This is a genomic window from Mesorhizobium sp. M0904, assembly GCF_040319475.1.
Classification (GTDB): Bacteria; Pseudomonadota; Alphaproteobacteria; order Rhizobiales; family Rhizobiaceae; genus Mesorhizobium.
Genome location: NZ_JAMYOC010000021.1, coordinates 90,589 through 117,177, shown reverse-complemented (window position 1 = coordinate 117,177; position 26,589 = coordinate 90,589). Strand labels below are relative to the sequence as shown.

The 26,589-nt window shown below is 60.1% G+C and carries 18 protein-coding genes and 7 pseudogenes; 8 read left to right on the top strand and 17 right to left on the bottom strand.

Annotation, left to right across the window (positions count from 1 at the left end; genetic code table 11):
- Positions 1-122: 122 nt before the first annotated feature.
- Together NKH80_RS22085 and NKH80_RS22080 are read left to right on the top strand one after the other, a co-directional pair.
- Positions 123-1,082 carry a hypothetical protein gene (locus NKH80_RS22085; protein ID WP_352993462.1) on the top strand — a complete coding sequence of 320 codons (960 nt, stop codon included), beginning with the start codon at positions 123-125 and terminating at the stop codon, positions 1,080-1,082.
- 125 nt (positions 1,083-1,207) lie between these two features.
- Positions 1,208-2,170 (top strand): ornithine cyclodeaminase family protein, encoded by a 963-nt coding sequence (locus NKH80_RS22080; RefSeq protein ID WP_352993460.1) that lies wholly within the window; start codon positions 1,208-1,210, stop codon positions 2,168-2,170.
- A gap of 173 nt (positions 2,171-2,343) precedes the next feature.
- Here NKH80_RS22080 and NKH80_RS22075 read toward each other — a convergent pair.
- Positions 2,344-2,543, bottom strand: a pseudogene (locus NKH80_RS22075) (transposase); the annotation flags it as partial.
- A gap of 78 nt (positions 2,544-2,621) precedes the next feature.
- On the opposite strand from NKH80_RS22075, the pseudogene NKH80_RS22070 reads away from it, so the two are divergent.
- Positions 2,622-3,785, top strand: a pseudogene (locus tag NKH80_RS22070) (IS110 family RNA-guided transposase).
- Between the two features lie 323 nt (positions 3,786-4,108).
- Here the strand turns inward: NKH80_RS22070 and NKH80_RS22065 are convergent.
- The 15 genes and pseudogenes from NKH80_RS22065 to nifH all read right to left on the bottom strand — a co-directional run.
- Positions 4,109-4,911 (bottom strand): annotated as a pseudogene (locus NKH80_RS22065) (1-aminocyclopropane-1-carboxylate deaminase); the annotation flags it as partial.
- A gap of 337 nt (positions 4,912-5,248) precedes the next feature.
- Positions 5,249-5,557: an exopolysaccharide production repressor protein gene (locus NKH80_RS22060; RefSeq protein WP_352993488.1), complete on the bottom strand. Its 309-nt coding sequence runs from the start codon at positions 5,555-5,557 to the stop codon at positions 5,249-5,251.
- A 41-nt stretch (positions 5,558-5,598) separates the two neighbouring features.
- Entirely contained in the window at positions 5,599-5,916 is a 318-nt protein-coding gene (gene fdxB / locus NKH80_RS22055; protein WP_352993458.1) for a ferredoxin III, nif-specific, read from the bottom strand.
- A pseudogene (locus NKH80_RS22050) lies at positions 5,913-6,115 on the bottom strand (CCE_0567 family metalloprotein). Before NKH80_RS22050 ends, fdxB begins: the two are co-directional and overlap by 4 nt.
- Before the next feature lie 24 nt (positions 6,116-6,139).
- A pseudogene (locus NKH80_RS22045) lies at positions 6,140-6,610 on the bottom strand (NifX-associated nitrogen fixation protein).
- Between the two features lie 334 nt (positions 6,611-6,944).
- Positions 6,945-8,114, bottom strand: a complete 1,170-nt coding sequence (locus tag NKH80_RS22035) for a TlpA disulfide reductase family protein (RefSeq protein WP_352993456.1) — start codon at positions 8,112-8,114, stop codon at positions 6,945-6,947.
- Positions 8,115-9,447: 1,333 nt separating this feature from the next.
- Positions 9,448-10,335 (bottom strand): universal stress protein, encoded by an 888-nt coding sequence (locus NKH80_RS22030; protein WP_352993454.1) that lies wholly within the window; start codon positions 10,333-10,335, stop codon positions 9,448-9,450.
- Positions 10,336-10,442: 107 nt separating this feature from the next.
- Positions 10,443-11,228 (bottom strand): response regulator transcription factor, encoded by a 786-nt coding sequence (locus NKH80_RS22025; protein ID WP_352791826.1) that lies wholly within the window; start codon positions 11,226-11,228, stop codon positions 10,443-10,445.
- Between the two features lie 27 nt (positions 11,229-11,255).
- Entirely contained in the window at positions 11,256-11,735 is a 480-nt protein-coding gene (locus tag NKH80_RS22020; RefSeq protein WP_352993452.1) for a NifX-associated nitrogen fixation protein, read from the bottom strand.
- 17 nt (positions 11,736-11,752) lie between these two features.
- Entirely contained in the window at positions 11,753-12,250 is a 498-nt protein-coding gene (nifX, locus tag NKH80_RS22015; RefSeq protein ID WP_352993450.1) for a nitrogen fixation protein NifX, read from the bottom strand.
- Positions 12,216-13,598, bottom strand: coding sequence for a nitrogenase iron-molybdenum cofactor biosynthesis protein NifN (gene nifN / locus NKH80_RS22010; protein ID WP_352993448.1), 1,383 nt, complete (start codon positions 13,596-13,598; stop codon positions 12,216-12,218). Before nifN ends, nifX begins: the two co-directional genes overlap by 35 nt.
- Before the next feature lie 9 nt (positions 13,599-13,607).
- A complete protein-coding gene (gene nifE / locus NKH80_RS22005) occupies positions 13,608-15,098 on the bottom strand; it encodes a nitrogenase iron-molybdenum cofactor biosynthesis protein NifE (RefSeq protein ID WP_352993446.1) in 1,491 nt (496 codons plus the stop codon).
- A gap of 56 nt (positions 15,099-15,154) precedes the next feature.
- Positions 15,155-16,696 carry a nitrogenase molybdenum-iron protein subunit beta gene (nifK, locus tag NKH80_RS22000; protein WP_352993444.1) on the bottom strand — a complete coding sequence of 514 codons (1,542 nt, stop codon included), beginning with the start codon at positions 16,694-16,696 and terminating at the stop codon, positions 15,155-15,157.
- A gap of 129 nt (positions 16,697-16,825) precedes the next feature.
- Positions 16,826-18,328 carry a nitrogenase molybdenum-iron protein alpha chain gene (nifD, locus tag NKH80_RS21995; protein ID WP_352993442.1) on the bottom strand — a complete coding sequence of 501 codons (1,503 nt, stop codon included), beginning with the start codon at positions 18,326-18,328 and terminating at the stop codon, positions 16,826-16,828.
- A 98-nt stretch (positions 18,329-18,426) separates the two neighbouring features.
- Positions 18,427-19,320, bottom strand: a complete 894-nt coding sequence (gene nifH, locus NKH80_RS21990; RefSeq protein WP_352952588.1) for a nitrogenase iron protein — start codon at positions 19,318-19,320, stop codon at positions 18,427-18,429.
- A 1,746-nt stretch (positions 19,321-21,066) separates the two neighbouring features.
- On the opposite strand from nifH, the gene NKH80_RS21985 reads away from it, so the two are divergent.
- The 5 genes and pseudogenes from NKH80_RS21985 to NKH80_RS21965 all read left to right on the top strand — a co-directional run bounded on the left by NKH80_RS21985 (position 21,067) and on the right by NKH80_RS21965 (position 25,034).
- Complete coding sequence (locus NKH80_RS21985) at positions 21,067-21,288, top strand: hypothetical protein (RefSeq protein ID WP_352993439.1); 222 nt, start codon at positions 21,067-21,069, stop codon at positions 21,286-21,288.
- Positions 21,289-21,340: 52 nt separating this feature from the next.
- A protein-coding gene (locus tag NKH80_RS21980; protein WP_352993437.1) for an IS3 family transposase occupies positions 21,341-22,530 on the top strand; the annotation gives its coding sequence in 2 pieces (ribosomal slippage) (positions 21,341-21,593 and positions 21,593-22,530; 1,191 coding nt in all).
- A 102-nt stretch (positions 22,531-22,632) separates the two neighbouring features.
- A pseudogene (locus NKH80_RS21975) lies at positions 22,633-22,857 on the top strand (transposase); the annotation flags it as partial.
- Between the two features lie 613 nt (positions 22,858-23,470).
- Positions 23,471-23,949: pseudogene (locus NKH80_RS21970) on the top strand (ATP-grasp domain-containing protein); the annotation flags it as partial.
- Positions 23,950-24,248: 299 nt separating this feature from the next.
- On the top strand, positions 24,249-25,034 hold the full coding sequence (locus tag NKH80_RS21965; RefSeq protein WP_352993435.1) for a hypothetical protein: 786 nt from the start codon (positions 24,249-24,251) through the stop codon (positions 25,032-25,034).
- 424 nt (positions 25,035-25,458) lie between these two features.
- On the opposite strand, the gene fni is transcribed toward NKH80_RS21965, so the two are convergent.
- Positions 25,459-26,508, bottom strand: coding sequence for a type 2 isopentenyl-diphosphate Delta-isomerase (gene fni, locus NKH80_RS21960; RefSeq protein WP_352993433.1), 1,050 nt, complete (start codon positions 26,506-26,508; stop codon positions 25,459-25,461).
- Positions 26,509-26,589: the final 81 nt, after the last annotated feature.

The following is a 26,589-nucleotide window of genomic DNA, read 5'->3' as shown; positions in this document are numbered from 1 at the left end:
GCCTCCCCGCCCGATCCCGAACTCGAAGGCGCGGGACACCGTCCTTCATCGCAGGGCAAAGAAGGTTCGGAAATTTGGCGTCTGCTGCCTGATCTTCCGTCCGTCAACATCAGGAGAGAAAGATGAACGAGCTCCTTGGCCTTTATAGTGATCATCGGATGGTCGAGCCCGTTGCAATAGCGCAGCGCTCTTCGAAGGTTAAACCACTCGCGGCCGACCTGAAAAGAAAGGGCGTTCTGCTGGTCGCTACCTGTGCTCGAATCGAGATCTATGGTGAAGAGCCCGCTCTAAAAAACGTAACCAGCACCATATTTTCTAACCTCGCACACGGACGTATTGAAGGCGCGCCCGCGATAGCTCAACGTCTCGCCGAGATTGCATCGGCCGCTCATTCCCAAATCCTCGGCGAGAGTTACATCAGCGATCAACTCGAGAAGGCTATCGAACCTGTTGACCCAAACTTTCCGATTTTCCAGATTGCACGGTCGGCAATTGCTATGGGTCGCGCGGCGCGCGAACGGCAGCGGTTCGTCGCGACGTTCGACTACGATCAGATCGTTCGAGACATCGTAGCTGATCGATTTGCGAATGAAGAGCTACCCGACCGCCTTTACATCATCGGGGCGGGTATGTTGGGCCGCGGGCTGATCAGGAGTGGTGTCGGAAAGCAATTCCGCTCCACGGTGGTCGTAACGCGGAACCCTAAGAACCTTCGCAGACGCCTCCGCCGTTCGATCGACATGGAACTCGCGCTCATGCGCCCGGCAGAGATAGGCTACGCACGCGAACCACGATCGATCGTTGTTATCGGAACTGCCGATGTCAACGATGAATACGAGGCTACTCTTCAGGATGCCCTTCTGCGGCTAGAGCCGCGCGTCATACTGGATCTGTCGTCAATCCCGGTGCTGTCGGAAGCAGCAAGCAGCAAGCTCAATTATGTGACAATGTACGACAAAGAATTTCTCCGGTACATCGAACAAAACAATATCGCATTGGCTCCGAAGCTGCCACTCTTGTTATCTGACATAAAGGAACGACTTAAAAAGGCGCAAATCTACTCTCCGTCTAAAGGTCCTTAGCCCTGCAGCAGCACACGCCAATTCGCCGAAGAAATACGCGTAGCCTTATTCCAGCTATCGACATTCCGAACCAAGCGCCGGACTGTTCTTCCAGTGCCGGTCTCAACGCTAAGAGAGGAGGTTATATGACGACGCCTATACGATGGTTGAGTCGAAATGATGTGGCACAGACGAATTTGCCATTCACTTCAGCATTAGACATCGTCGAACGGACGCTTCGTGACCATGGCGACGGCGCATTCGAGAACCCGCCCAAGATCGGAATCCACCCGGGGCGCGACTCACACATCCATGCGATGGCTGGCTGGCTTCCCAGGCAACGCCGAGCCGGCCTTAAATGGATTGCCTGTTACGCCAGCAATCCTAAAGTTGGCCTGCCGAACATCACAGGTCTTTTGGTGTTAAATGATCCGGACACCGGCCTGCCAGTCTGTGTGATGGATGCTGCTTACCTGACAGCGATTCGCACAGCAGCAGCGTCGGCCATTACAAGCAAGTATTTGTCGCCGCCTCACGTGAACAGAATAGCTATAATTGGCGCTGGTCTTCAGGGCCTTTACCACGTAGAGATGTTGTCGTTGATTCACCCTACTGCCGAATTTCATATCGTGGATATCAATGAGAATGCTGTAACCCGGTTGACTGAACAAACCTATTCTAAAGCAACAATAATTCACGTGAAGGAGGCAGAGGCCGCGATCCGCGTCGCTGACGTTGTCGTGACTGCAACAAGTCGATTGGAAGACGTTGCATTTCAGTTCGGATGGGTAAAAAAGGGCAGCTTGGCTATGCCCGTCCATGTCCTAGGATGGTCGCAGGATATAACAACGGCTTCTGATCTGTTGTTGGCTGACGACGTTGGGCAATTCAAGAATTATATTATCGCTACAGGATCTCCGTATAATGATATTTCGCGAGTTCGTGGATCTGTAAGCGACATCATCGCAGGACGGATCGCCGGCAGAGTTCGCATCGCTGATCGCATTGCAGTGTTCAATCTTGGCCTCGCGATCCATGATGTCGCTATAGGTTCTGCTATACTCGACATCGCAGAGCAGCACGGCCTAGGAACGGTCGTATCCTACTAGCCGGGTTTATGCACGGCGCTAAACGTTTGGCGGCCTGAGGTGGTGATCTGGTCGCCGTTTGGGTTCTTTTTGACAAGCTGGTTGGGCGCCGGCGGTGATCCGTCGTGATGAAAAGCGGGGGGTTTGCTGGTTGCGGTCGGCGGGTTCGTTTCGGGGCGTTGGCGCCCCGTCGGCTACGTCACGAGCCGCGGAATGCGGTCGAGGACGATGCGCAGGATGCGCTGGTCGGGACAGGATGTCGGCAGGTGCAGGCGAATTTGGGTTTTCATCTCGACCACGCGCGCGGCGATCTTGATGAGGCGCAGTCGCAGCGTGTCGAATTGGGCGACTGCGAAGCTCGTTTCGGCATCGCGGCGCGCAGGCCCCACATAAGATCCTATGAGGAGGGTGGAGCGACCTACACTGTGGCAAAGTGAGGTTGCTGAATCAATACCTTACCCTGGAGGCAAGCATGCCCGTTGCAGCTCACCAATCCGAAGCGCTGACCGCTATCCGTACCGATCTTGGCGCAATCTTCGTCTCATTCGAATTGAGCCGCTCGAAATGGTTGATCACCTCGCTGTCGCCGGGTGACGGCGAGAAGATGTCGAAGCATTCGGTGGTGGCCGGCGACGTCGCCGGACTGCTGGCGCGATTTGCCGAGCTCAAGAGGAAGGCGCAGGCCCGGACCGGGCAGTGCTTTCCGATCATCGTGATCCAGGAGGCCGGGCTCGATGGCTTCTGGATCCATCGCGTGTTGGAGGCCGAAGGGATCGAAAGTGACGTCGTCGATCCGGCGTCGATTGCGACTTCGCGCCGGCGGGCCGCGCAAAGACCGACAAGATCGACGGTGAGGCGCTGGTCCGGGCGTTGCTGGCCTACAAGCGAGGCGAGCCACGGGTGTGTGCGATGCTCCGGGTGCCGGCGCCTGAGGAGGAGGACCATCGCCGCATCACGCGTGAGCGCAAGGCCTTGACGAACGAGCGCGTGCGCCATGTCAACCGCGTCAAAGGCCTGCTGTTCGCCCAGGGCGTATCCGGTTATGAGCCGCTGCGCCGCGACCGGCGCAAGCGACTGGAGGCACTCAAGACCGGCGACGGCCGACCCTTGCCGGCACATCTGCAGGCGCAGGGTCGGCCGGGAACTCGACAGGCTCGAACTGCTGCTGGAGCAGATCAAAGCTGTCGAGGCCGCGCGCGATGCCATGCTTGCTGACGTGCCGGTCGTCTCGCCGGCACCGGCGATGCTGCTCGACCTGAAGGGCATCGGGCCGGAGTTTGCCGCCGTCTTGTGGTCGGAGGGGCTGTCACGTCACTTCGACAACCGACGACAGGTTGCCGCCTATGCGGGCCTCGCGCCGACACCGTGGCAGAGCGGCTCGTTCGATCACGACCAGGGGGTATCGAAAGCCGGCAATCCAAGGCTACGAACGACGCTGATCCAGACGGCCTGGCTGTGGCTGCGCCATCAACCGCGATCGGCGCTCACCTTGTGGTTCCAGGACCGGGTCAAACACAAGGGCGGCCATCTGAAGAAGGCGACGATTGTTGCGCTCGCCCGCAAGCTGCTCGTCGCGCTGTGGAAATACGTCAGCGCCGGCGTCGTCATCGAGGGCGCGGTCATGAAGACCGCCTGACGCGTTAGCCGAACTGAATTCTGCAAATCTTCCAGGACCCGATCCTGGCGGTTCCAGGTGGGACGAACCGACTACTGGTATGGCCTCAACAGGCCCGTACATAGAATGGTCTCGTCCTCCTGAGCCCTTGTCCGCCGCAAGCGGGATGTTGGTGCCGCTGTCTCGAACAGCGGGGTGCCGCTGTCTCGAACAGCGACCGTATATAAGAGCGACAAAAGCGCCTTCAGCCACCTGAGCAGGAGGAAGAAGTTGAAGCCCGCGGCGGCCAGGATGGCGTGATCCGTCTCCTGCAGGACACGCAGCCCGACGAAATCGGATGGCATCTTGGTTTCCTCGGACGGAATGCCATAACACGGGTACGCGTACTCCTCGAGCAACACCACGTCGTCTTCGACGAGTTCCATTCCGAGATCGACGAGCTTCGCTGTGTTTTGGGCAACGTTTAGCACCTGCGCCTTGGTTTGGGTGGGGATGGCAGAGGCATCGATGCCGATCACGTTGCGCTGTCGGCGGTCCTTGGCAAATCCGACGAGCATGCCGGCATGCGTTGAACCTGTGACTGTGCAAACGACGATGTAGTCGAAGCTGGGCGCGCACCTCCTCCGCGAACCCTACGTACCCAAGGCCGCCATATTTGTGAACTGAGGCCCCGGCCGGTATCGCGTAGGGCCTGCCGCCCCTTGACTTGACTTCATCGAGCGCCTGTTCCCGACTGCGGCGGATGCCGATATCGAAGCCCTTGTCGACAAGGCGCACTTCCGCTCCCATGATCCGGCTCAAGAGAATGTTGCCGACCCGGTCGTAGACGGCGTCCTCATGTGGTACCCAGCTCTCCTGAACCAGGAGACATTTCATGCCGATCTTGGCGGCGAGGCGGCGACCATCCGCGTATGGTTGGACTGCACGCCGCCGATGGAGACAAGCGTATCGGCATTTGACGCGATCGCATCGGGGATGATTTATTCGAGCTTGCGGAGCTTGTTTCCGCCAAATGCGAGACCAGAGTTGCAGTCCTCGCGCTTGGCGTAGATGTCCACCTTTCCCCGAGATGCTTGCCGAGGCGGTCGAGCTTCTCGATGGGCGTGGATCCAAAGGTGAGCGGGTAGCGTTCGAAATTTTGCAGCATGTTTTCCGGCAACACGTGATCGAGTTGAATTGAGCTATGCACCCAGCCAGTCCAAGAGGCGTGTTTGATTTGACGACAGCTGTGCTATGAGATTTGGAGAAGAGCCTCATGATCATTCCAGCGCCTCGCACGGCGACGAAGCAGCCCGCATGCCGGCGTGCTGCGACGGCTCTCATGCCTACGGAACCTAAATAGCTGCATCTCGCGCCATTAGACGTCCCGGAATGCGGTCACCTCTGCCCATGTCAAGCACACCTATTCTTCAACGATCAGCCCAAGGTCCGTGGTTCATCGAAAGTGGCGGGAATCCGAGCTCTGATCTTGTCACGGCCGCGCCTCAAGGGAGCAGCAGCGATATAGCTAGCATTTGATTTTGGAGCAAATCTGCAGATTCACTCGTCACCTCATCATGGTCTGGCGGCTGGGATCCAAGGTCCTTGCAACTGCCAAAATGCTCAGCCCTTTGGCCAGCTCGGCTAACATAGCCAGACCGCCAGATCAGAAAGAGCACGCTACCGAAATACGCCAGCTGAAGGAGCAGCGAACAAGCCAGCGTCGTGACGACTACTGTGCCGATGGAATGAGAAGCGAAGTAGACAGTCAGTGCGGTGCTGCACAGCACCAGCTCCAGGACGCGGCAAAACATTCTAAAGGGCAAAGCCGTTCTCCTGGTTTTGTCTCCTCAGATCATGCTGCGACCTGGTCGGCCGCAACATGGGTCTGGCAGTTCTTCGGGCAGATGCGGGCGCAGGCTCCGCAGCCAATGCAGCGGCCGGCATGGTCGACGACCATGATCATGCGATTGAGCTCGCCGTCGAAATCGTCGTCTTCGCCGTCGCAGGCGCCGAGGATTTCACCCGCGTCATCGACGCCGTAAAGATGCATGACCTCGCGCGAGCAGACTTTGAAACAGCGGCCGCAGCCGATGCAGGTCGTGCCGTCTATAGCGGTGAGATATTCCGGCACCCATCCGGAGCCGTCGCGGGTGGTGAATGTGCTCGTCATCGTAACTTCTTCATTGCAGCGAGCTCTCTCTTGGCACCATCCAACTCGGCAAAAACGACCGACGTTTCCTTGGCAACTTCCTCTATCTCCGTCCATTTTCCCGGGAGATTCTCAGCAAGGTCACGCAATTTCATCTTGGCAACTGCTGCGCGCAGCTGAAGCTTTCGGACTTTCTCCCCATCTCATCTAGCTTTGACATAAATCCTTCCTCGAACTCGTTTCTTCACGCCCGTGCCACGTCGGGATAGGCTTCGATGACTGCAGTCGCATCGTCGACCAGTTTCGAACCGGCCTCCGCGAGCTTTCTGAACGTCTCGAAGCCGAACCGGTGGATGTCTCGACAGAGCGACCAACCGCCCGGCCGTGAAAAGCAATCGTCCGAAGCCCCCATGGTTTCATCTGCATCGTTTGCGATGTCATCAGGCCGGAGCGCTCCTCGATCGCAAGCCCCACGGCGGTGTAAAACATGTCGAGCCTCCACAGCACGTCCGCATCGGGATCTTCGATGACAGGGATCGCACGGCGCTGTTTTCTGGTGACGATGAAGTCGGCCAGCCGCGTGGAGTCCGATTTGCCTTTCCCATGAGCCGCAGGAGTCTTGAGCACGGATCAGCCGCACGAGGCATCTGACAAAAGGCATGGCATGGGCCGCCTCGTCCTCGTTGACCGGATGGCTGACCGCGGCATCAGACATTTCGCCTTCTCCTCACTTCAGTCCTCTTCCTCGAAGCACGATGTCTGTTTTCGGAGACGCCTACTTCGGGCACACTTGCGCAGCCGACGCCCGGCTCGGGCCGGCCGATTCCACGCAATTGATGTCCCCGTGGCCGACCTTGAACACCTCCTCGACTGCGAAGTCCTCCACGCTGATTCGCGTGGAACATCACTTCCGCCGCAATGCGGCCGGAGGTCATGAAGATTCGCGCCTCGATCCTGCTGCAAACGATCGACCAAGTGCTGCATGGACCCTCCTTGCTGCGGCCACGCCAAGGAAATGGACGAATTGGCCAGTAAGCCATTTCGACCAATCATCCCTTTCTATGTTTTCTCCTCGGCCGACCGCGCTTTGGCACCTTTGGGAAATTGTTTTGCGGAGCCGCACAGAGAGCGCCGTAACAAACCTTCCCACCCCTGTAGTTGGCGAGGGCCAGCAGCAAATCCGGCAGATGCTGCTCTTTCAATTCGTCCGGGACAGGCTCCGGACCGTCCAGCGACTGCAGTGCCAGTTCGACCAACTCGATCGCACGATCGGTGTTGCCGTTCTCGTAATAGTACCGGGCGACCGCGGGATAAGACCGGAACTTAGGGCTGTCGCCTTGCGGGGGATTCAGTGCCAGAATGTGTTCGGACAGCTCCTTGCCCATCGCAAAGCGCTCAGCGGGGGGAAGGCGCGAATGGTCATTGGCCGGATGGAAAAGCTGGTCTAGCGCCGAAACCATCCAATCCTGGGAGTTCTTGTCGATCGCGTCGCGCACGAATTCGCGCATAACGGGCAGGCCGGTCCACATATCTTGTATTTTGTGAAGCAACAGGTGCGCATGAGCCAGGCGGAAATTGATGTCGTCGGGCATCAAGGCGATGCCCTCTTCGATCGCCCAGAGCGCCGTCTTCCAATCTTCTAACTTCACGGCCGCCCAGAATCTGTCATCGATCGGCTGCTTCAACGCTTGTTCGCGCGCCAAGGGTTCGCTTGTGGCGATCCGCTCCGTATCGGCGGCTTTAGCTTTATCGCTGATGCGCCAGCTGCCGTTGAGCACCTTCGGCAAAACCTCATCGAGTTGGCTGGGATGACCGATAAAGGCGATGTGGCCGTCTCGGTCGACCACGTACGAAGTCGGAATCCCGGCGGAAAAGCTGGGTTTCATCCAAAGCTTGTTCATTTCACCTGTGTGGTCGAACGCGATCCGATAGCTCAGATGCGAGCACTTTTCGGTCAACCACGCGTCCAACTTGGTGCGAGCCTCAACGGCCGTTGGAGCGTCTTCATTAGCCGCGACTCCGACGACCTCAAGTCCGCTGTCCCTGTATTTTTCCTGGAGCCGCATCAGCTGGAGCATCTCCGCCACACATAGTTCGCACCAAGTTGCCCAAAATTCGACGATATACACTTTGCCGGGTTCGAAATTCGTCAGGGGCTTGCCACGCAGCCAGGTGTCCACTTTGATCGAAGGAGCCGGTGACTTCATCTGCAATACCATGCTGCTATCCAAAGCTGTTGCCACAGGTTGCGCGACTTTACGGGCAAGCTTGTTTCCCTCTTTAGAGAGGGGGCACACGGGCAGGAAAAGGAGAGCATCGCTCGTCTCGCGCGTCTGTGTGCAGTCAGCTTTCACGCAGTGTTGCCGCATCACAATCCGCAAAGGCCGTGCCAGCGCGCTCGGCGGGCAGTAAGCGCATCAATCGCTAGAAAAACCTTCAAATGCCATGATGGCCGGTTGTATTGAAGCCGACATGTTTTCTGCCGCTGTCAGGTTTTCGACAAGCATCACGCGCTTCGCGTCGGCAGAAAAGCGTGGCCCGGACGACTCAATATGCATTCGGGCCGAGGGACGAGGCCGATGGCCATCATGACAGCGTTGGCTATCGTCAGGCCCCGTCACCATCGTCCGCTTCACGCCACCGGCTTGAGCGTCTTGCCGTTCCGGTCCGGAGGCGGTAGCTATCTCGCCATTTGCGATTGTAAGGGGCCGCTCCATCCGAGCGCAGCCTGTGCCCCCTCGCCCGCCTTGCGATTGAATTCCTGGGCTGGCGTCATGGGAGTTCTTCACGACCGAAGCCGGTCCAGCTGTAGCTCGCCAATACCGCTCCTCAGAACGACGATGATGATCATGGCGAAAAGGCCAGGATGAGTGCCGGCCGGTGAACTCTGCGGGATCCCTGCTTTGTGTTTATCTTCTGTGTTCCCGGTGCTCAGGTGCAACGGGACCTCGCGGTGCGACGTGAGCGTTGGCGGAATTGCAAACCCAAAGACCGCTCGGTCGCCACGCAGGCTGGGCCGGACCAACGGGAAACGCTGGAGAGGCGGCTGTCCGCCACTAACCCGGGCTACCATCCCAGAGATGACAAGGCGATTCATGCCATCGTTCGCGCCGACGCCGGCAAGAGCCCGACCGTCCCGACTCGAAGGTCGGTGCCTTGGCCACTGCACCGTCGTTGCGGTGGTCAGCTCCCGGCCAGTGGTGAGGGAAATCGTGATAACGCCAATACGATGCGGCTACGGTCCGAACGCGGCCTGCCGCGCTGAAGCGACTCTCTTTCTCGACCTGACGCCGACCTGAAGCGGTGGTTTTGAGTGCATTGAGGAGCGCCTGTACCTCTGCGCGGCCTTTGGGCTCCGCGTTACGGATCATCTCGGGCGAGGAGAACCCCCGAGCGCGCGTTAGAGACGTCCGGGATGTCTCGGCGACGGCGCTTGCAGATTCGAGCCTCGCGAAATTTGCGCTTTGCGCGATCTTCCTCCGACTTGGCATCAGGATAGGTGACCCAAGGGGGGGTAGAGCTTCGAACAGCGTCGGTGCTTGCTTGGAACCGTCAGCGAGCCAAAAACAACGGCAATGACGGCTTCCCAACTATCCATCTCGTCACACCGCCGAAGAGTCGCTCACGTAGCCTGCGGTTGCCATAAGCCCCCATGACTATCATGTCGGCAGACGTGTCGATTGCGTGCTGCGCGAGCACCGTGGCCACTGGTTTGCCGGCGCTCGCCAGCCGGTCAATCGACACCCAAGCACCGTGCCGAGTGAGATAGGCGGCGATGTCGGCTCCCGGCTCGGTACCGTTTCCGGTGCAGGTCGCCTCCGGATCGACTAATGCGACACGAACTTCCTCAGCACCGGCTAGCAGATCCAGCGCTTCCCGAACCGAACGGGACGCCTCGACTCGCGAATCCCAGCCGACCAGCACGCGCCGTGGCGATAGAGTCGCCTCAGCGCCCTCCGGCACGACAAGCACCGGCTTTCCGGTATCGAACAGGCTGCCGTTGATAACAAGGGGTCCGAGATTAATGTCGTTGAGAAGTGCGGGGCCGACGATTGTCAGGTCGTTGCAGAGCGCCCGCTGTCGCACCGCGTCACCGACGCTGGCCTGATCGCAGTTGGCGATATCGACATCATAGCACCGCCACGTGGCTCTCAGCAGTTTGTGAATTTCCCTGAATGTCGTTTCCAGTCTGACCATGTCGTGTGAAAATCTCTCGATTTGCCTATATCGTTTTTCCAGTCTGGGAATGGCCTGTGCGCGTTGCGTAGGCCATGCGGGGATGCCATCGCCCAGCAGCGGAGGCGACATAACGAGCCGCGGAGGCGACATAATCAGTACGGAAAGATACGCGCCGACCTCGGCACACAGGCCGGCTGCTATTCTTATATCCTGATCGGAGTGGTCAGCTCCCGTCACAATGAGTACGCTTCTGAAAGCCATTTGACTGCTTCTTTCTGAATATGTCGTACCTGCCGGCGCGTTTCGAAGCCGCAAGACTTGCCCTCAGCACGGCGGAAATGCGGAGTGGCACCACATCGGTCATCTATTCAGCCGTCCGGCCACTCGAGCGAGTAGCCGGCCGACCTGACGGTACGAATGACGCTGGAGGGGGAGGCCGCCTTCAGAGCCCTTCTGAGCCGGCTGATATGGACATCCACGGTGCGTACACCGACATGGATATTGGGCGGCCAGGCCGCGCTGATCAGCTCGTCTCTGGTGAAGACCTTGCCGGGAGTCTCAAGCAAAAGCCGCAGCAGGTTGAACTCGATCGGCCCAAGGTGGACTTCGTGGCCATTACCCCGAACGCGGTGGGCATCGAGCCTTATCTCAAGGTCGCCACAGGAGATCCAGCCGCCGTTTTCAATCCCGTTCGAACCCGGCTTTGGCAGCGCCAGCTTCATCCGTAGACAGTCAAGCAGCTTGGCCGGCGCGAAGGGCCGCACAAAGCTCTCGTCAATACCAGCCTTCAAGAGATCGAGGTGCTGGTTCTCGGCGCCGGGCGCGATCAGCGCAATTACGGGCAGGCCGCCGGTCCGGGGCTCCCCCTTGAGCCGGGCGCAGATTGTGGAGCCTGTCGCGATTGTTGGCTGGCAGTCCAGCACCACGGCCTTCGGCTCCCGTTCACTGGCCAATGCAAGCGCCTCCTCCACGCCGCCGGCCAGTTGAATCGTGAAGCCATCCACCTCCAGAATGTGGCTGTGGACCAGATAGAACTCCGGATCCTGCGAACAGATCAGGACCAGTGGCTTCATCAGCGCTACCCCAAGAACCACATCGGCCTCGACCGCCTCGATTGAGAGGGCTGGCCATCGCATGTCCTCAAGGCCTGACATGATCCCCTTGATCGAAAATCGGTTCCATCACGCCCGCGCCACCTCGGGATGAGCCTCAATGGCTGCGGTCGCATCGCCGGCCAGTTTGGTACCGGCCGCGGCGAGTTTCCAGAACGTCTCGAAGCCGAACCGGTGGACGTCGCGCAGGGTCTTCGACAGAACGACCAACCGCCCGGCCGTGAGAAGTACGCGCCCAAAGCCCTCATGGCTCATCTCCATCATCGGCGACGCCATCAGGCCGGAGCGCTCCTCGATCGCTAGCCCGACGGCGGCGTAAAACATCTCGAGCCTCCACAGCACGTCCGGATCGGGATCGCCGATGATCGGGATGGCACGGCGCTGTTCCCTGGTGATGATGAAGTCGCCCAGCAGCTCGGCGTCCGATTTGCCTTCCCAAGACCCGTGGGAATCATGAGCCCGGACCAGGCGCACGAGGCATTTGACGAACGGGGTGGCAAGGGCCGCCTCGTCTTCGGCGACAGCAGTGCTAACCACGGCGTCAGACATTTCGCCTACTCCTCATTTCAGTCCTCGTCCTCGAAGGACGGTTTCTGTACGGCGACACCTGCCTGCGCCAGCACCTTGCGCAGCCAAGGGGGAGGACACGTCCTGAGCATCATCTGCGTGCGCAACAGCACCTCTTGGATGGTTTGGGGCTGCGGCACTTTGATCGGATGAATTTTTGCCGAAACAACCTTGGCTGCCGAAGGCCCCCCGATCGCCAGACAAAACAGAAGATGACAGCCCTTCAGCGCGTCCACCTTCGGGGTGATGCGGTCGTCGCCCTCAGTTCGATGCTTCCCGCTCTCGTCGGAAACGTCATCGAAGGCCACGGCTTCCACGAGATTCCACTCCTCGCGCATCACATCGTAGACAGCAAAACGCCTGGCCGATCCGAAATGGGCGTTGAGGTTCTTCATGTCCTGCGTGGCGATCGCCACCCGCAATGCCCCGGCTTGGCGTTCCGGCGTCGGTGCGTGAACCTCGTCAGTGACGAGCGAGAGGCGACGAACGGAGCTCATCTGGGATTTCTCGCTTACGGAGTGGATCAAGCGCCTCGGGCGTCGGCGCGTGCCGGTTGGCTTCAAAAATGTTGGCGACCTCGAAGATCAGGTCGCGGGTCCCCTGATAGAGGATTGTGAGCTTGTGCTGGCTGCCGAGCCGGTCGAAGACAGGGAAGCCGACCCGCATGAGCGGAATGCCGAGGCGCTGCGCCGCCTGGCGGCCGTGGGAATGGGTGACGAGAAGATCAGCGCCGGGGCCAAGAGCTTCCAAATCGCCGAGATCGCCGATTTGAACCGACTGCGCCGGTACTTCCTCCAAAATTTTCGACATGTCGGTCGTGGTGACCGCCGCCGCGATTTCGGAGCCCATTCCGACGAAGAAGCTCGCGAGTTGGTAGAGTTGGTCTGGTTCAGCAGCGATCGCAATTTTCTTGCCTCCAAAATGGAAATGTCCGTCGAGCAACGCGTCCTGCAACTGCGCCCGGCGACAGCGCACCCCAGCCGGCGCCGCCGCGCCCGAAACCGCGGACATGAGCGAGACGAACCGGTCGGCGTCCTTCAATCCAGTCAGCGACCGGAACAGCACGTAAGGCACGCCGGTCAACCTCTGCAGCAGCTCGGCCGGGCGGCGCATATGCTCACCGATGACGATGCATTGCTCGGCCGTGCCAAGCTCACGGATATCCTCGACACTGGTGCCGCCATAGGTGGTCGTGACCCAGCGGTCGGGCACCGTACCGTCGAGCGAGCCGGAGACGTCCGGCAGAATCACCGGCTTGACTCCAAAGCTTTCAACCATCTCACGCAAATGCTCGATATCAGCCACAGTGAGGTTCCAGCCAGGCAGGATCACGATCTTCTTCGACTGCCGCGCCCGCTCGCCGGGACGCGTAATCCTTTCAATCATGGCGGTGACAGCCTTGGCCCAGCCCTCTTCGATCGCGCCGTCGAAATCCGGTGTGTTGGCTAGCACCACCTCCGTACCCGCGAGTTCTTCCATGCACTTCAGCCTGATATTGGCGATATCTCCTGCGCAGTCTTCGCCCCGGGTTTCCACCAGCGCCGTCGTGCAGACCCCGATAAGCGTTGGCTTTGTGCGGGCCTTGAGGTTGAGGATCGCCTCTTCCAGATGGTCTGCCCCGCCGAGGATCGTCGCCACCTCGTCCATCGCCGTTGTCTGCAGGGGGATGGCTTCCTTGAAATGGCGCACGAACAGCACGAGCGCGAAGCTGGTGCACCCCTGGCTGCCGTGGAACAACGGCATCGCGCCGTCGACGCCAAGAAAGGCCAACGCGGCACCCAGCGGCTGCGATGACTTCAGCGGATTGACCGCCGCCGCTTTGGTCTGGGGAAGGATGCGGACCATCAGCTTTCCTCAACACTCGCCGAAATCGTCGGCCGTCGTGCCGGCGAATTCCTGGACAGCATGCAAGGTCGCGGTCTCGCTTTTCGTGCTCGGCAGTTCCTCCCTCACCGCAGGCTGGCAATCCCATGGTGCCGGCTCCCGCACCTGGCGCCAGATCGGGTTATGAATGGCAAGGTCGATCTGGCGTACGAGTTCCACCATGCCGTCATAGCCGGCGTAAGGGTGTTGGCGCTCCTGGTTGATATCGAGCCAGGGAGTCTTGGCCTTCAGCGCGATGAACTGCGTGCGCCCGCCCGACAGCATGATGTCGGCCTTGCATTCTGAGAGCATGGCGTAAAGCTCGCGGGCTGCCATCTGCTCCAACATGTGGTTGTCGTCCTTGAGTATCTGCTTGATGCGCTCCTTGTCTTCGACGGTCGACTTCTTGACAGAGGTGCCGACGATCTCGATGCCGATCTCCATCAGCGCATGGACGACCGACCAGGACTTCACACCGCCGGTGTTGAGCAGCACGCGCTTGCCCTCGAGCCTCGGCCGGTAGGCCGCGAGCTTCTTCCAAGCGATCGCCTCCTCCTCTGCAATCAATGCCTCGGTGCGGCCGAGGATCTCCGGATCGGCACCCTTCTTCACGAGCAGCTGAGAGATCTGTCGGAGCGCTTCCGAGGTGTCGGTGATGCCGTAGAAGGAGCCCTCGAAGAACGGGATGTCCCAGCGCTGCTCCATCTTGCGGGCGAGATTGATGAGCGCGGTCGAGCACACCACCATAGCCGCCCGGGCGCGGTGCGCGCAGGCAATGTCGAGGTAACGCGCGTCGCCCGGAATGCAGGCGCGCACCCGGATCCCGAGCCGATCCAGCAGCGGCTTCACCAGCCAAAATTCTCCCGAGAGGTTGAATTCGCCAAGAATGTTGATGTCGTAAGGGCCGGCATCGTCGGGCTCCACCGTGCCGATGACATGCTCGAGCAACGCCTCGCCGGCAAGCTTGTTGCCGAGATTCTTGGAGCCGACGAAGCCCGGCGCATTGACCGGCACCACCGGTAGGCCGAACTTTTCCGCCGCGCGCTTGCAGACGGCCTCGATGTCGTCGCCGATCAGCGCCGTCACGCAGGTCGGATAGACGAAGATAGCCGGCGGCCCATACGCTTCCTTGATCTCGCGGATCGCTTTGAAGAGCTTCCGCTCGCCCTGCCCCATCACAACATCGAGTTCGGTGAGGTCGGTCGTGAAGCTTGTGCGCCACAGCGTTGGCCCGGACGAAGCCGCACCGCGGTTGTCCCAGGAATTGCCCTCGCAGGCGAGTGGCCCATGGATCAAATGCGCAACGTCGGTGATCGGCTGCAGCACGATCTTGGCGCCATCGAAGGCACAGCCGCCGGCCGCCGCCCCGGGGGTCAGTGGCTTCGAACAGCCTTCCTTGCGTGCCTTGGCATCCTTGCCGCGGTTCTTCTCGCAGGCAGGCTCGTTGAAGACATCCTGGGTTTTGGCTCTGAGCAAGGACATTGCGTCGGTCTCCAAAGTCCCTCGGGAAGACGACCGGCCAAAGCCGACCGTCACGCTTAGCGGGTGAGGTCATACGAATAGTCAGTCACGCCCGTCTCGCTTGTCTCGCGATCGAGCTTGTCGAAGATCTTGTCGAGGATCGTCGTCAGGACGCGCAACCCGCCTTGGTAGCCCATAAGCGCAAACCGATGGTGATGGTGGCGGTCGAAGATCGGAAACGTCAGCCGGATCAGCGGCGTGCCGGTGTCGCGCTCCAGATACTTGCCATAGGAGTTGCCGATCAGCAGGTCCACCGGCTCGGTGAAGAGCAGCGAGCGCATCGCCCAGAGGTCCTTGCCCGCCCAGACTTGAGCATCCTTGCCGAAGGGCGATGATGCAAGCAGTTCCTTCAACTCCGCTTCCCATGCCGAGGTGCCGTTGGTGGCGAGGCAATGGGTCGGCTCGCCGCCCGTCTCCATGATGAAGCGGGCCATGGCGTAGACAAAGTCCGGATCACCGTAGATGGCGTATTTCTTCCCGTGCAGCCAGGATTGGCTGTCCGCCATGGCGTCAACAAGTCGGCCGCGCTCCAGGCTGATTGCCTCGGGGATTTGCTTGCCGGAAATCGCGGAGACCTCCATCAGGAAGTCGTCGGTGGCCTGGACGCCGAGCGGGTAATGGAACGAGGCAGTCGCCTGCCCCACCCCCTCGCAATACTCCAGTGTTTTTCGGGTGTTGTAATGCTGTAGCGAAAGTGTCGCCTCGGCGTTGAGTGCCTTCCTCACGTCTTCGATCTTCGTGCCGCCGTCGTACATGCGGTATTCGCCGTCCGACGGCGTGTCGAACTGGTCAGAGGCGTCTTGGATGAAGGTATAGGACACGCCTGTCAGATCGAGCAGGCGCTTGAGTTCCCGGTTGTTGCCGACGCAGAAGCCGTCGAAACCCGGAATGACGTTGATGGTTCCCTCGGCTTCCGTTCGCTCCTCGCCTTTCCAGAAATGCTCCAAAATGCCCTTGACCGTTACGTCATAGCCGTCGACATGACTACCGACGAAGGCCGGCGTGTGGGCGAAAGGCACGTCGAAGTCACGCGGGACCGAGCCTTCGTCCTTGGCGTTCTCGATGAAGCTGTGCAGGTCGTCGCCAATGACCTCCGCCATACAAGTGGTCGAGACGGCGATCATCTTCGGGTCGTAGAGTTGGTACGTGTTGGCGAGCCCGTCGACCATGTTCTTCAGGCCACCGAACACTGCCGCGTCCTCGGTCATCGAGGAGGAAACTGCCGACGCGGGCTCCTTGAAATGGCGCGACAGGTGCGAGCGGTAATAGGCCACGCAGCCCTGGCTGCCGTGGACGAAGGACATGGTTCGCTCGAAGCCCGCGGCCGCGAACACCGCGCCGAGCGGCTGGCAGGCCTTGGCGGGGTTCACGACAAGCGCTTCGCGAGCAAGGTTCTTTTCGCGGTATTCCCACGTCTTGGTGAATTCGCCTTGGTCGGTAACGACCTGGTCCGGGTGAGGACATTCGAAATTCAGCCTCTTCTCGGCGAGCATCTGCCTGTATTCCGGCTCGCGGAACAGGGGAGCGTGGTCGAGAACTTTTTCAGCCGACTGCGGCATGGGTGGTTACCTCTTTCTATCTGGCCCGCCATACGGCGGCACAGGGACGTCGAAACGTTTCAGGTCTCCCGTGGACAAAGGGCCACAAGGCGTTCAACGGCCTCCCGGCTTCCGGGAGGCCAGGCTTTTTCATTCGGCTGCGATCGCCGCCGACGGCTCGGCTTTTTTCTTCCAGGGGGCGTCGTAGAGGGTCCAGACCGGGTTGTTGATGGCCAGATCCATGTCGCGGGCGAAGATGGCGAAGCCGTCGTAGCCGTGATACGGGCCGGAATAATCCCAGGAATGCATTTGACGGAACGGTATGCCCATCTTCTGGACCGGGTACTTTTCTTTGATGCCGGAGCCAACGAGATCAGGACGGATCCCCTCGATGAACTTCTCCAGCTCGTAACCAGTCACGTCGTCATAGATCAGCGTGCCCTTCTTCACGTAATGGCCGGTGCGCTGATAGTCGTCGTTATGGCCAAATTCATAGCCAGTGCCGACGATCACCATGCCCAGATCCTCATATGCCGTGATGACGTGACGAGGGCGCAGCCCGCCGACATAGAGCATCACCGTCCTGCCTTCCAGGCGCGGCCGGTACTTGGCGATGACGGCATCGACCAACGGCCGGTATTTGGCGATGACCGCCTCGGCCTTGGCCTCGATTTCTGGTCCGAAATGCTTGGCTATCTTGCGCAGAGAGGCTTCGGTCTGGGAGGGGCCGAAGAAATTATACTCCATCCAGTCGATGCCATACTTTTCCTCCATATGCCGGCAGATGTAGTTCATCGACCTGTAGCAATGGATGAGATTGAGCTTGGCCTTTGGCGCTCGCTCTATTTCAGCCAGCGTAGCGTCGCCCGACCAGTTGCCGACCACGCGCAGGCCCATCTCCTCGAGCAGGATGCGCGAAGCCCAGGCGTCGCCGCCGATATTGTAGTCGCCGATCACATTAACATCGTACGGGCTGGCCTCGAACTCGACGTCCTTCTTCTCGAACACCCAGTCGCGGATCGCGTCGTTGGCGATGTGGTGGCCGAGTGATTGCGAGACGCCGCGGAAGCCCTCGCAGCGCACCGGCACGATCGTCTTTTCGTGCTCCTTGGCCTTGTTGCGGGACACCGCTTCGGTGTCGTCGCCAATCAGGCCGATCGGACATTCGGATTGCACGGTCATGCCCTTGTTCAGCGGAAACAGTTCCTCGATCTCGTCGATGATCCGTTCCAGCTTCTTGTCGCCGCCGAAAACAATGTCCTTCTCCTGGAAATCGGACGTGAACTGCATCGTGACGAACGTGTCGATGCCCGTTGTTCCGACGTAGTAGTTGCGGCGTTGAGACCAGGAATATTGCCCGCAGCCGACCGGGCCGTGCGAGATGTGGACCATATCCTTGACTGGACCCCACACCACACCTTTCGAGCCGGCATAGGCGCAGCCGCGAATCGTCATCACCCCGGGGATGGACTTGATGTTCGATTTGACCTCGCATTCGGAAAGGACCTCGCTTTCCTCGCCAGCCTCGTCGCCGCTCTTTGCGACGCTGAGGTGCTTTTTGCGGCGCTTCGCCGCCTTGTCAGGATATTGCGACAGCACCTCCTCGATAAGCTTCGCATGGAGGGCGCCGTCATTCTCGTATTCCAGGCTCATGGGACCCCTTTCAAGGTTCAGGGTGACGCCTCACCAACGAGGCGCCGTTCTTTGAAAGGCGCGCCAGGTCAAGGCCGCGCCTCGTTCGGCAGCGGTCGTTACTGTGCGGCCGCCTTGGCCGCTTCCTTGACCTGAAGCTCGGCAAGCATCTGCTCGTCAGTCTTCATGATGCCGAAGTCGAGCAGCATGTCCTCGAGCTCCTCCATGGTGATAGGGGTGGGGATGGTGCCCTGGCCCGAATTGGCATGGATCTTCTCGGCCAGCGCCCGGTATTCCCCGGCCTGCTTGGAGTCCGGCGCATATTGAATGACAGACATCTTCCTGAGTTCGGCGTGCTGGACGATGTTATCGCGCGGCACGAAGTGGATGAGCTTGGAATTGAGCCTGGAAGCCAGCGCTTCGGCGAGGTCGAGCTCGCGATCGGTTTGGCGCTCGTTGCAGATCAGGCCGCCGAGCCGCACGCCGCCCGAATGGGCGTATTTCAGGATGCCTTTGGCGATGTTGTTGGCGGCATAGAGCGCCATCATCTCGCCGGACATGACGATATAGATTTCCTGGGCCTTGTTCTCGCGGATCGGCATCGCGAAACCGCCGCACACCACATCCCCGAGCACGTCGTAGGAGACATAGTCGACATCGTCGTAGGCACCGTTCTCCTCGAGGAAGTTGATCGAGGTGATCACGCCGCGGCCGGCGCAGCCGACACCCGGCTCAGGGCCGCCCGACTCCACGCATTTGATGCCTTTGTAGCCGACCTTGAGCACGTCCGCGAGTTCCAGGTCTTCCACCGAACCTTCCTGAGCCGCGAGGTGCAGGACCGTATCCTGCGCCTTCGCGTTCAGGATCAGGCGGGTGGAGTCGGCTTTGGGGTCGCAGCCGACGATGAGGATTCTCTGCCCGAGGTCGACAAGGGCGGCGAGCGTATTTTGGGAGGTGGTGGACTTGCCGATGCCGCCCTTGCCGTAAAAGGCGATCTGACGCAAACCTGACATGTAGCTTTCCTTCCTTCGTTCCATTCATCGCGGCTGCCGCGACATGAATGCCGGTCGGGCAGCTGTCGCCGCCTCGCACCCAAGGATCTCAAGACTCGTGCCAATTTGGCTGATGGAACCGAAGAATAATTTTATGATTGCTTTTCAGAGATTTAGGTTGAGGCCAAAGAAAGGATCGTCGGAACAAGCCCTGTAGCGGACCCGACAATGGCGACACAAAGCGTCGGATTGCGATCCTCAGTCACCGCATTCGTTCGAACCGCATCGTTGTGTTGAGGTGGGCGAACAGGATCTCGACCCTCTTGCGATACTTGCGGGATGGCGCGAACGCTTCTGTTCCGGCGAGCTGACGTGCTTGCTCACGCGTGTCCTCGTGGACACTGCGCGGAGTCTTGCACGCCACGCTGGCATACCATCGATCCACGGCCATCCATCCGGGGCCACGGGCGGGTAATTCCGCCATATCACCAACCCAAGGGCGGCACAGCGAATGGCGTTCCTCCAAGAACAGCTGCTACGCCCACCGCCCACCGGGATTCTACCGAATGAGCCCGGTGCGTACGTCGCAGCGAAAACGGCCAACTGAAAGAACATTCAGCGTACGGCTATTTTGGCCTCGGCGCCGATGCGCCCGACGGTGGCCCTATAAACGCGAAAGAGCCGAGCGATTTCAGTTGCCGGACTGAATTCATTTAACATGCCGATGATTTCGAAGCGCTGATCGGGCGTTAGTTTCGGACGGCGTCCACCCTTTCGCCCGCGTTCGCGGGCCGCCTGTCACCGGGGCTCCGTGGGCATTTCTACAATAATACCCGCTAAGGGAATTCCAAATTGTTTGCATTGAAGCGGTTAGCGCGGATCGGCCTGAAGCGTTCGAGGGGTCGGTCAATTTCGTTCCAGAGATAGTCTCCGGTGAGTGCGATATGAGCCCAAGGAAGCGGTGCGACCTGGGAGAGCAACTCGGCGGGAATATCGATGCCCTGGCGGCGGAGATAGCGGTAAGCCCGTAGGCTATTGGAGATCCGTTCAGTTCTGGCTGTGGGAAACGCGCCCGCAGCCGGTTGCGAAGTTCGCCATTGATCTCCGCCGCCCGGACCTGCACGAGCATATGCGCACCGAGAAGCGACCAGCGCATCTGCTGCTTCTTGACCATACGTTACCGACGACTGAGTTCACCGCCGACTCGGCGAGAGTGGTGGCGACGCGAAGCCCAGCCCGGTAGCGCTTTCCATAGTTGACGATCGCGCCGCGGTTCGAACGGACATAGGTCAGGAGCTGCGCTCCGAGGCTGTGAAGTCGTGCGATCGAGAACTCGCCTTCCTTAAGTCTTACTAGAAGTTGCTGCAGGTCGCGGATCGCACGACCGACCCGCCCATGCCACAGACGCCACTTCACGGCTCTGATGTCCCTGTGGACGGTTGGAAGCGCTTCAAAGGGGCCGGATCGGGATCGCACGATGTGATCGGCGACCTGCTGCATGGCTGGATCTTCATGGCAATAAGAAACCAGTCGATGATGTGGGTCGTCGGTTGGGCATGGCGCGGGGCAGCCGCTTTAGAATTTCGGCCTCGTCCGAGATCACCGTCACATCCCCAAAGCCGCGATATCCGACTTCCTGGAGACAGTGAAGAGCACGATCGCGGATTGCCTGCTGGTCGGTGCTGCCGGTGACGAAATAGCGACCGCCCCTTTCGCCCGTCCCCCGCTGCCGCATCTGGCCACGACGAGTTCGAAATTTCGCGCCGAATGTTGATCAGCGCTACGAACGTGCGCCGTATCGATGCTGATGACGAACTCTTTGCGCCGATCTCCGGGAAGCTGCATCTCAAGCTGGCATCGGTCATCCGTTTGGGACCTCGCGCGCCAAGTTTCCTGTATGACCTGATCGTCGAGCCGCTTGCCGATCCTGATGGTACGCTTGCGCACGGTCGCATGCGTCTCAGTCGGTTCAGTCTGACCTGCCACTGAGAATTTCCTCCATCTGAGATTAGAGTCCGGGCCTTGATTGAAGGACGGACTGATGAAGAGAAAGCGGTTTACGGAAGAGCAGATCATCGCGGTTCTGCGCGAGCATGAGGCGGGTGCGAAGGCGGGCGATCTTGCCCGCAAGCACGGGGTCTCGGAGGCGACGCTGTATAACTGGAAGGCCAAGTATGGCGGGATGGACGTCTCTGACGCCAAGCGGCTGAAGGCTCTGGAAGACGAGAACGCCAAGCTGAAGAAGCTGCTCGCCGACCAGATGCTCGAAGCCTCGGCATTGCGCGAGCTTCTGTCAAAAAAATGGTAGGGCCCGCCGCCAAGCGCGAAGCCGTCGCGCATCTGCAGGCCGTCATGGGTCTATCGGAGCGTCGGGCCTGTTCCTTCGTCTGCGCCGATCGCAAGATGATCCGCTACCAGTCTCGCCGACCGCCAGAGACGGAGCTGCGTGGTCGGCTGCGTGACCTCGCGAACGAGCGCCGACGCTTCGGCTACCGGCGGCTGTTCATCCTGCTCAGGCGCGAGGGCGAGGCATCTGGGGTCAACCGTATCTACCGTCTCTATCGCGAGGAAGGTCTGACAGTGCGCAAGCGCCGGGCAAGACGGCGAGCAGTCGGCACGCGGGCGCCGATCCTGGTCGAGGCAAAGCCGAATGCGCGCTGGTCGCTGGATTTCGTCCATGACCAGTTCGCCTGTGGCCGGCGGTTCCGTGTGCTCAACATCGTCGACGACGTGACACGCGAATGTCTGGCCGCGATTCCGGACACCTCGATCTCCGGCCGTCGGGTTGCCCGTGAACTGACGGAACTGATCGCCCAGCGCGGCAAGCCAGGCATGATCGTCTCCGACCACGGCACGGAGTTCACGTCGAACGCCATCCTCGCATGGTCGAAGGATCACGGGATCGAATGGCACTACATCGCGCCGGGCAAGCCGATGCAGAACGGCTATGTCGAATCCTTCAACGGTCGCATGCGCGACGAGCTCTTGAACGAGAGCCTGTTCTTCGGCCTCGACCACGCCCGCAGCGCCATCGCCGAATGGCGGGAGGACTTCAACACCGCCAGGCCTCATTCCTCGCTCGGCTACCAGACCCCGGCGGCATACGCCGAGGACATCACCGCAACCGGCTCCGACGCTGTGCTGATCGAAGGCTCCGCGCCTCCGCCGGTTGCTCAACCCGCGCCAAGAGGCGTAACAGAAACGGCCAAGGCTCTAATCGCCGCTGGATGAATGTTCAGTGGCAGGTCAAGTGGGCAGGAAATCGGCCAGCACCTTCGCCGCCTGCCAGTAGGGCAGCATGCTTCCTAGCCGCGCCGTCAGTTCCATCAGCTCCGGCGCAGACCCGATCCTCTCCTTGCCGTCACTGCCGAGCCATGGCGAACGTCACGAGAGTTGCTTGAGCGCTTGCAGGTCAAATATCCCGGCGTGTATCCCGACGGCCTCATTCGGACCGTGCAGCGTCGAATGAAAATCTGGCGCAGTACGCAAGCCGATGCGTTGGTGTTCGGGCCATTCGCCGATGCCGCGCGGATGGAAATTGTAGAGGTCGTGCGGTGAGATCATCCCCGAGCAAGACGGGATCGGCAGAGGCTAAATCTCGGAACAACCAGTGAGGCAATCGAGAACATCCGAGTGAGCCAACGGCATTGTTCTTTGGGAACACTCGTGGGCGAGGCAATACGAATCTCATCCTGATCGCCGCGCCGCATCATGGCGTATCGCTCCTTCGTGAGGTTCTGGCAGGCTTTGTCACCCGCCTCGATACGCCGCCTTCCTCAAACCGTCATCACCCAGTTTCCGCCATAGCTCAAGCAACAGGCGAGGTTCGCCTTCAATCCGAATCCATCCCTGGCCGAGCAGTTCCAAATCCTTGCCGCGTGATTGGCCTCGTGTCAGATCTATCTGCACTCCCATTCAGCCGTTGCAACAAAACCCACGCGGGCACATTTCAAACAACGTGACAACTCTGTCCGGCTTTGCAAAGACGCACACAAAAGTTTGAACGGCAGCCGTTGCAACAAAGCTCGAACTAAAAGTTCGCAGACTCTTAACGCCGCAAAATCGTCGACGATGGTAGCCTCGGGGGCAAGGTCTGAGGTCCAGCGAGGCTACAAAGATGCCCCCAATCCTTCAGACCGCCGCACGGCACGCACAGAAGAGGTCCACAGCAATGGCAAGAGCGTTGATCTTAGTTGGAGGCACGAGAATGGGCTCTACGTCCAGGCCGCTCAGCGTCTTGGCCTCCAGCCAATTACCCTTTCAGATGATCCAACTCGGTATGACCATTTTGGGGCGAAAGAGGCTGAGACAATCCGTGTTGATGCAGACGATCTCGATGCGCTGATCCGCGAATGTTCCCAAATCCGAGCGACCTATGAAATCGCTGGCATTACGGGCCTTCTGGACTCTGTGTATGCGACAGTTGGCAAGCTCTGCCGTCATTTCGATCTTCCGGGGCCGAACCCGGGAGCTATTGAACAATGCTGCGATAAGTACACCCAGCGTCAACTTCTCGCGGCCGCAGGCGTTCCGATACCTGCTTATCGCTTGGCGGCCAATGCAGCGGAGGTAGAGGGTTCTGCCGCGGAGATCGGACTGCCGGTGATAGTTAAGCCTGCGGTGGGCAGCAGCAGCGTCGGTGTCCGATTGCAGCTACGGTTCTGGGGACACAAGCGATTCTACAAGAAGCATCGTTCCTCCGTTGAATATTTCTGCTTCTGTGTGTTGGTGACTGTAGTTGGAGCTGCTCGCGCAATCATGCTGGCTGGTTTGCAGCTGACCACACTATTGGGAGCATCGCCGTCCAGTAGTCTGAAAGCGGCGATCAGCTTAGACAATGGTGACGCCAAGCTGTCTACATACCTCCGAGCTTGGGTCAGGATCGCGTTTCATCGACCGGTAGATACCACGCCACTTGAAGTGCGCACCTCAAACGACGGAGTTCAAATATGACCAAGATGTCAGCTTATCAAACTGAGGAAGAATTCCGTGACTTGGTCATGCGAGCAGCACGGGATCCCGATTTTCCACAATATGGCTATGGCATCGTTCTCGCATTCTCCCAAGCGCTGGCGTTGGCAGAAAGCGGACTATCACTGCTAGAGCTCGGGGTCGCAGGGGGCAATGGACTTGTTGCGATGGAGCGATTGGCCGCCACCTATAATCCAGAAAGAGCTCTTGACGTTGCCATATCAGGGTTTGACCTGGGTAGCGGCATGCCAGCTCCGCTTGATTATCGAGATATGCCGAACATCTGGAAAGAGGGATTCTATAAAATGGACCTCAATCGTCTGATGGAGAAGCTTTCCGCGGCGCGAGTGATCTTGGGCGACATCAGGGAGACAGGTAAATCATTCATCGCTGAAGTCGAGAGGCCGATCGGTTTCATTTCGTTTGATCTCGATTTTTATTCGTCAACAACCGCAGCCTTTTCGACATTATTGTACGCTTCGCCAGACAAATTTCTCCCGCGCGTTGTCTGTTACTTCGACGATACGGTTGGCCCGCATAGCGAAATGCACTCCGAATATACTGGGGAGCTGCTTGCAATACGGGAGTTTAACGCTGCCAACACTCAACGGAAAATCGCCAAACTCAACGGCCTCCAGCAAAAGCTAGCGCCAATAACCGGAAAGTGGATTGAAGGAATTTTCATTCTACATTTGTTTGATCATCCCCGCTATAATGACTACGTCTACCAGATTCAGGATCGTCAGCTCCCACTTACGGTGTAATTGATCCGGATCCCAGTCGTGGGGAACATTATGATGAGGCAACGGACAATGTCGGTCGGGAGCATTCCACGGTGAGGCAATACGAATCTCATCCTGATCGCCGCGCCGCAGGGTCAATGTGGATCGCTACTCCTTCATTGCAATGGATTTGCACCATCTACTCCTTGCCGGTCTCCCGGGGCACCTAGTTCCGACCCTTCAGGGGCTCAGCTCGGTCGGCGTGACCGATCACCCCGATCAAAGCATCGACATAGGCGTCGAACGCGGCTTCACTCTCGGCTGTCCAGTCGGGCATGGCGGGGCGCTTCCCTGATCAGGAAGCAGCACCCTAACAAATCCGCGACCAGCGCGAATCCCCCCGCAGCCGCGACTTTCTGACTCAGTAAGACTAGTCGCCCGCCGCCACGTGCGGGCGACGCCGGCATCAACCGGCGGGCAGATGCGCCGAGGGCAACAAGCGCGCCTGACGCAACGCCGCCAGATCAGCCGAGCCGGTGCAGAAGCAGGCGACGGCCAACTGGCGGATGACGATCTCGAAATGCGCGACAACCGCCTCGGTGGATACCGTAGCCGCGCGCAGCACGCCGGCCGCCTGCCCGGCGATGTCCGCGCCCAGGCGGATGGCCTTGGCCACGTCGACGCCGTCGCGGATCCCGCCCGACGCGATCAGCTTCACCTTTGGCAGCGCCCGACGTACCGCCTGCACGCTGGCCGGGGTCGGAATCCCCCAATCGGCGAACGCCATGGCCACTGCACGGTCGGCGGCATCGCGGGCGCGCTCGCCCTCGACCGCGGCCCAACTGGTGCCGCCGGCGCCGGCGACATCGATCACCGCCACGCCCGCCTCGACGAGCGCACAGGCCACCGAGGCGGACAGGCCCGACCCCACTTCCTTGGCCACGATCGGCACGCCCACGCTGCGCGCGGCGCGAGCGATCTGCGCCAGGACGCCGCGCCAGTCGCGGTCGCCCTGCGGCTGTACCGCTTCCTGCAGCGGATTGAGATGGACGATGAGGCCATCGGCCTCCAGCGCATCCACCGCCCGGCGCGCCAGGTCCAGGCCGTCGGCCTCGCGCAGTTGCGCGGCGCCGATATTGGCCAGCAAGGGAATGTCTGGGGCCAGGCGGCGCAGCGCGCGCGTCAGCCCCTGGGAGTTGCGGGATTGCAGGCTCACGCGCTGCGAACCGACGCACATGGCGATCCCCAAGGCTTGCGCTGCCTCGCTCAGATGCCGGTTGATGGGCTCGGCGCGTGGCATGCCGCCGGTCATGGAGCTGATCAGCAGCGGCGCGCGCATGGTCTTGCCCAGCAGCGAGGCGTGCAGGTCGATCTGCGTCAGGTCCAACTCGGGCAATGCGCAGTGTTCGAAACGGATGTACTCCCAGCCGGCGGCGACCGTGGCCGGCGCCGTTCGCCGATCCAGCACGATGTCCAGATGGTCGTCCTTGCGCCGGCTCAGGGCGGTGTCGCTCATGCTCGCTCCATCCGTCGCATCGGGCGGCGGCGTTGCGTCGGATCGGACCGACGGCAGCGCGCGCAGGCCGCCGCCTCCCGT

What these genes read in the sequence shown, in the direction of transcription:
- NKH80_RS22035 (WP_352993456.1), bottom strand. Translation starts at nt 8,114, where the DNA reads ATGGTATTGCAGATGAAGTCACCGGCTCCTTCGATCAAAGTGGACACC.
- nifE (WP_352993446.1), bottom strand. Translation starts at nt 15,098, where the DNA reads ATGTCCTTGCTCAGAGCCAAAACCCAGGATGTCTTCAACGAGCCTGCC.
- fni (WP_352993433.1), bottom strand. Translation starts at nt 26,508, where the DNA reads ATGAGCGACACCGCCCTGAGCCGGCGCAAGGACGACCATCTGGACATC.
- NKH80_RS22080 (WP_352993460.1), top strand. Translation starts at nt 1,208, where the DNA reads ATGACGACGCCTATACGATGGTTGAGTCGAAATGATGTGGCACAGACG.
- NKH80_RS22025 (WP_352791826.1), bottom strand. Translation starts at nt 11,228, where the DNA reads ATGTCAGGCCTTGAGGACATGCGATGGCCAGCCCTCTCAATCGAGGCG.
- nifD (WP_352993442.1), bottom strand. Translation starts at nt 18,328, where the DNA reads ATGAGCCTGGAATACGAGAATGACGGCGCCCTCCATGCGAAGCTTATC.
- NKH80_RS22020 (WP_352993452.1), bottom strand. Translation starts at nt 11,735, where the DNA reads ATGTCTGACGCCGTGGTTAGCACTGCTGTCGCCGAAGACGAGGCGGCC.
- nifH (WP_352952588.1), bottom strand. Translation starts at nt 19,320, where the DNA reads ATGTCAGGTTTGCGTCAGATCGCCTTTTACGGCAAGGGCGGCATCGGC.
- NKH80_RS22030 (WP_352993454.1), bottom strand. Translation starts at nt 10,335, where the DNA reads ATGGCTTTCAGAAGCGTACTCATTGTGACGGGAGCTGACCACTCCGAT.
- nifN (WP_352993448.1), bottom strand. Translation starts at nt 13,598, where the DNA reads ATGGTCCGCATCCTTCCCCAGACCAAAGCGGCGGCGGTCAATCCGCTG.
- NKH80_RS21985 (WP_352993439.1), top strand. Translation starts at nt 21,067, where the DNA reads ATGTTGATCAGCGCTACGAACGTGCGCCGTATCGATGCTGATGACGAA.
- NKH80_RS22085 (WP_352993462.1), top strand. Translation starts at nt 123, where the DNA reads ATGAACGAGCTCCTTGGCCTTTATAGTGATCATCGGATGGTCGAGCCC.
- NKH80_RS21965 (WP_352993435.1), top strand. Translation starts at nt 24,249, where the DNA reads ATGACCAAGATGTCAGCTTATCAAACTGAGGAAGAATTCCGTGACTTG.
- nifX (WP_352993450.1), bottom strand. Translation starts at nt 12,250, where the DNA reads ATGAGCTCCGTTCGTCGCCTCTCGCTCGTCACTGACGAGGTTCACGCA.
- NKH80_RS22060 (WP_352993488.1), bottom strand. Translation starts at nt 5,557, where the DNA reads ATGTTTTGCCGCGTCCTGGAGCTGGTGCTGTGCAGCACCGCACTGACT.
- fdxB (WP_352993458.1), bottom strand. Translation starts at nt 5,916, where the DNA reads ATGACGAGCACATTCACCACCCGCGACGGCTCCGGATGGGTGCCGGAA.
- nifK (WP_352993444.1), bottom strand. Translation starts at nt 16,696, where the DNA reads ATGCCGCAGTCGGCTGAAAAAGTTCTCGACCACGCTCCCCTGTTCCGC.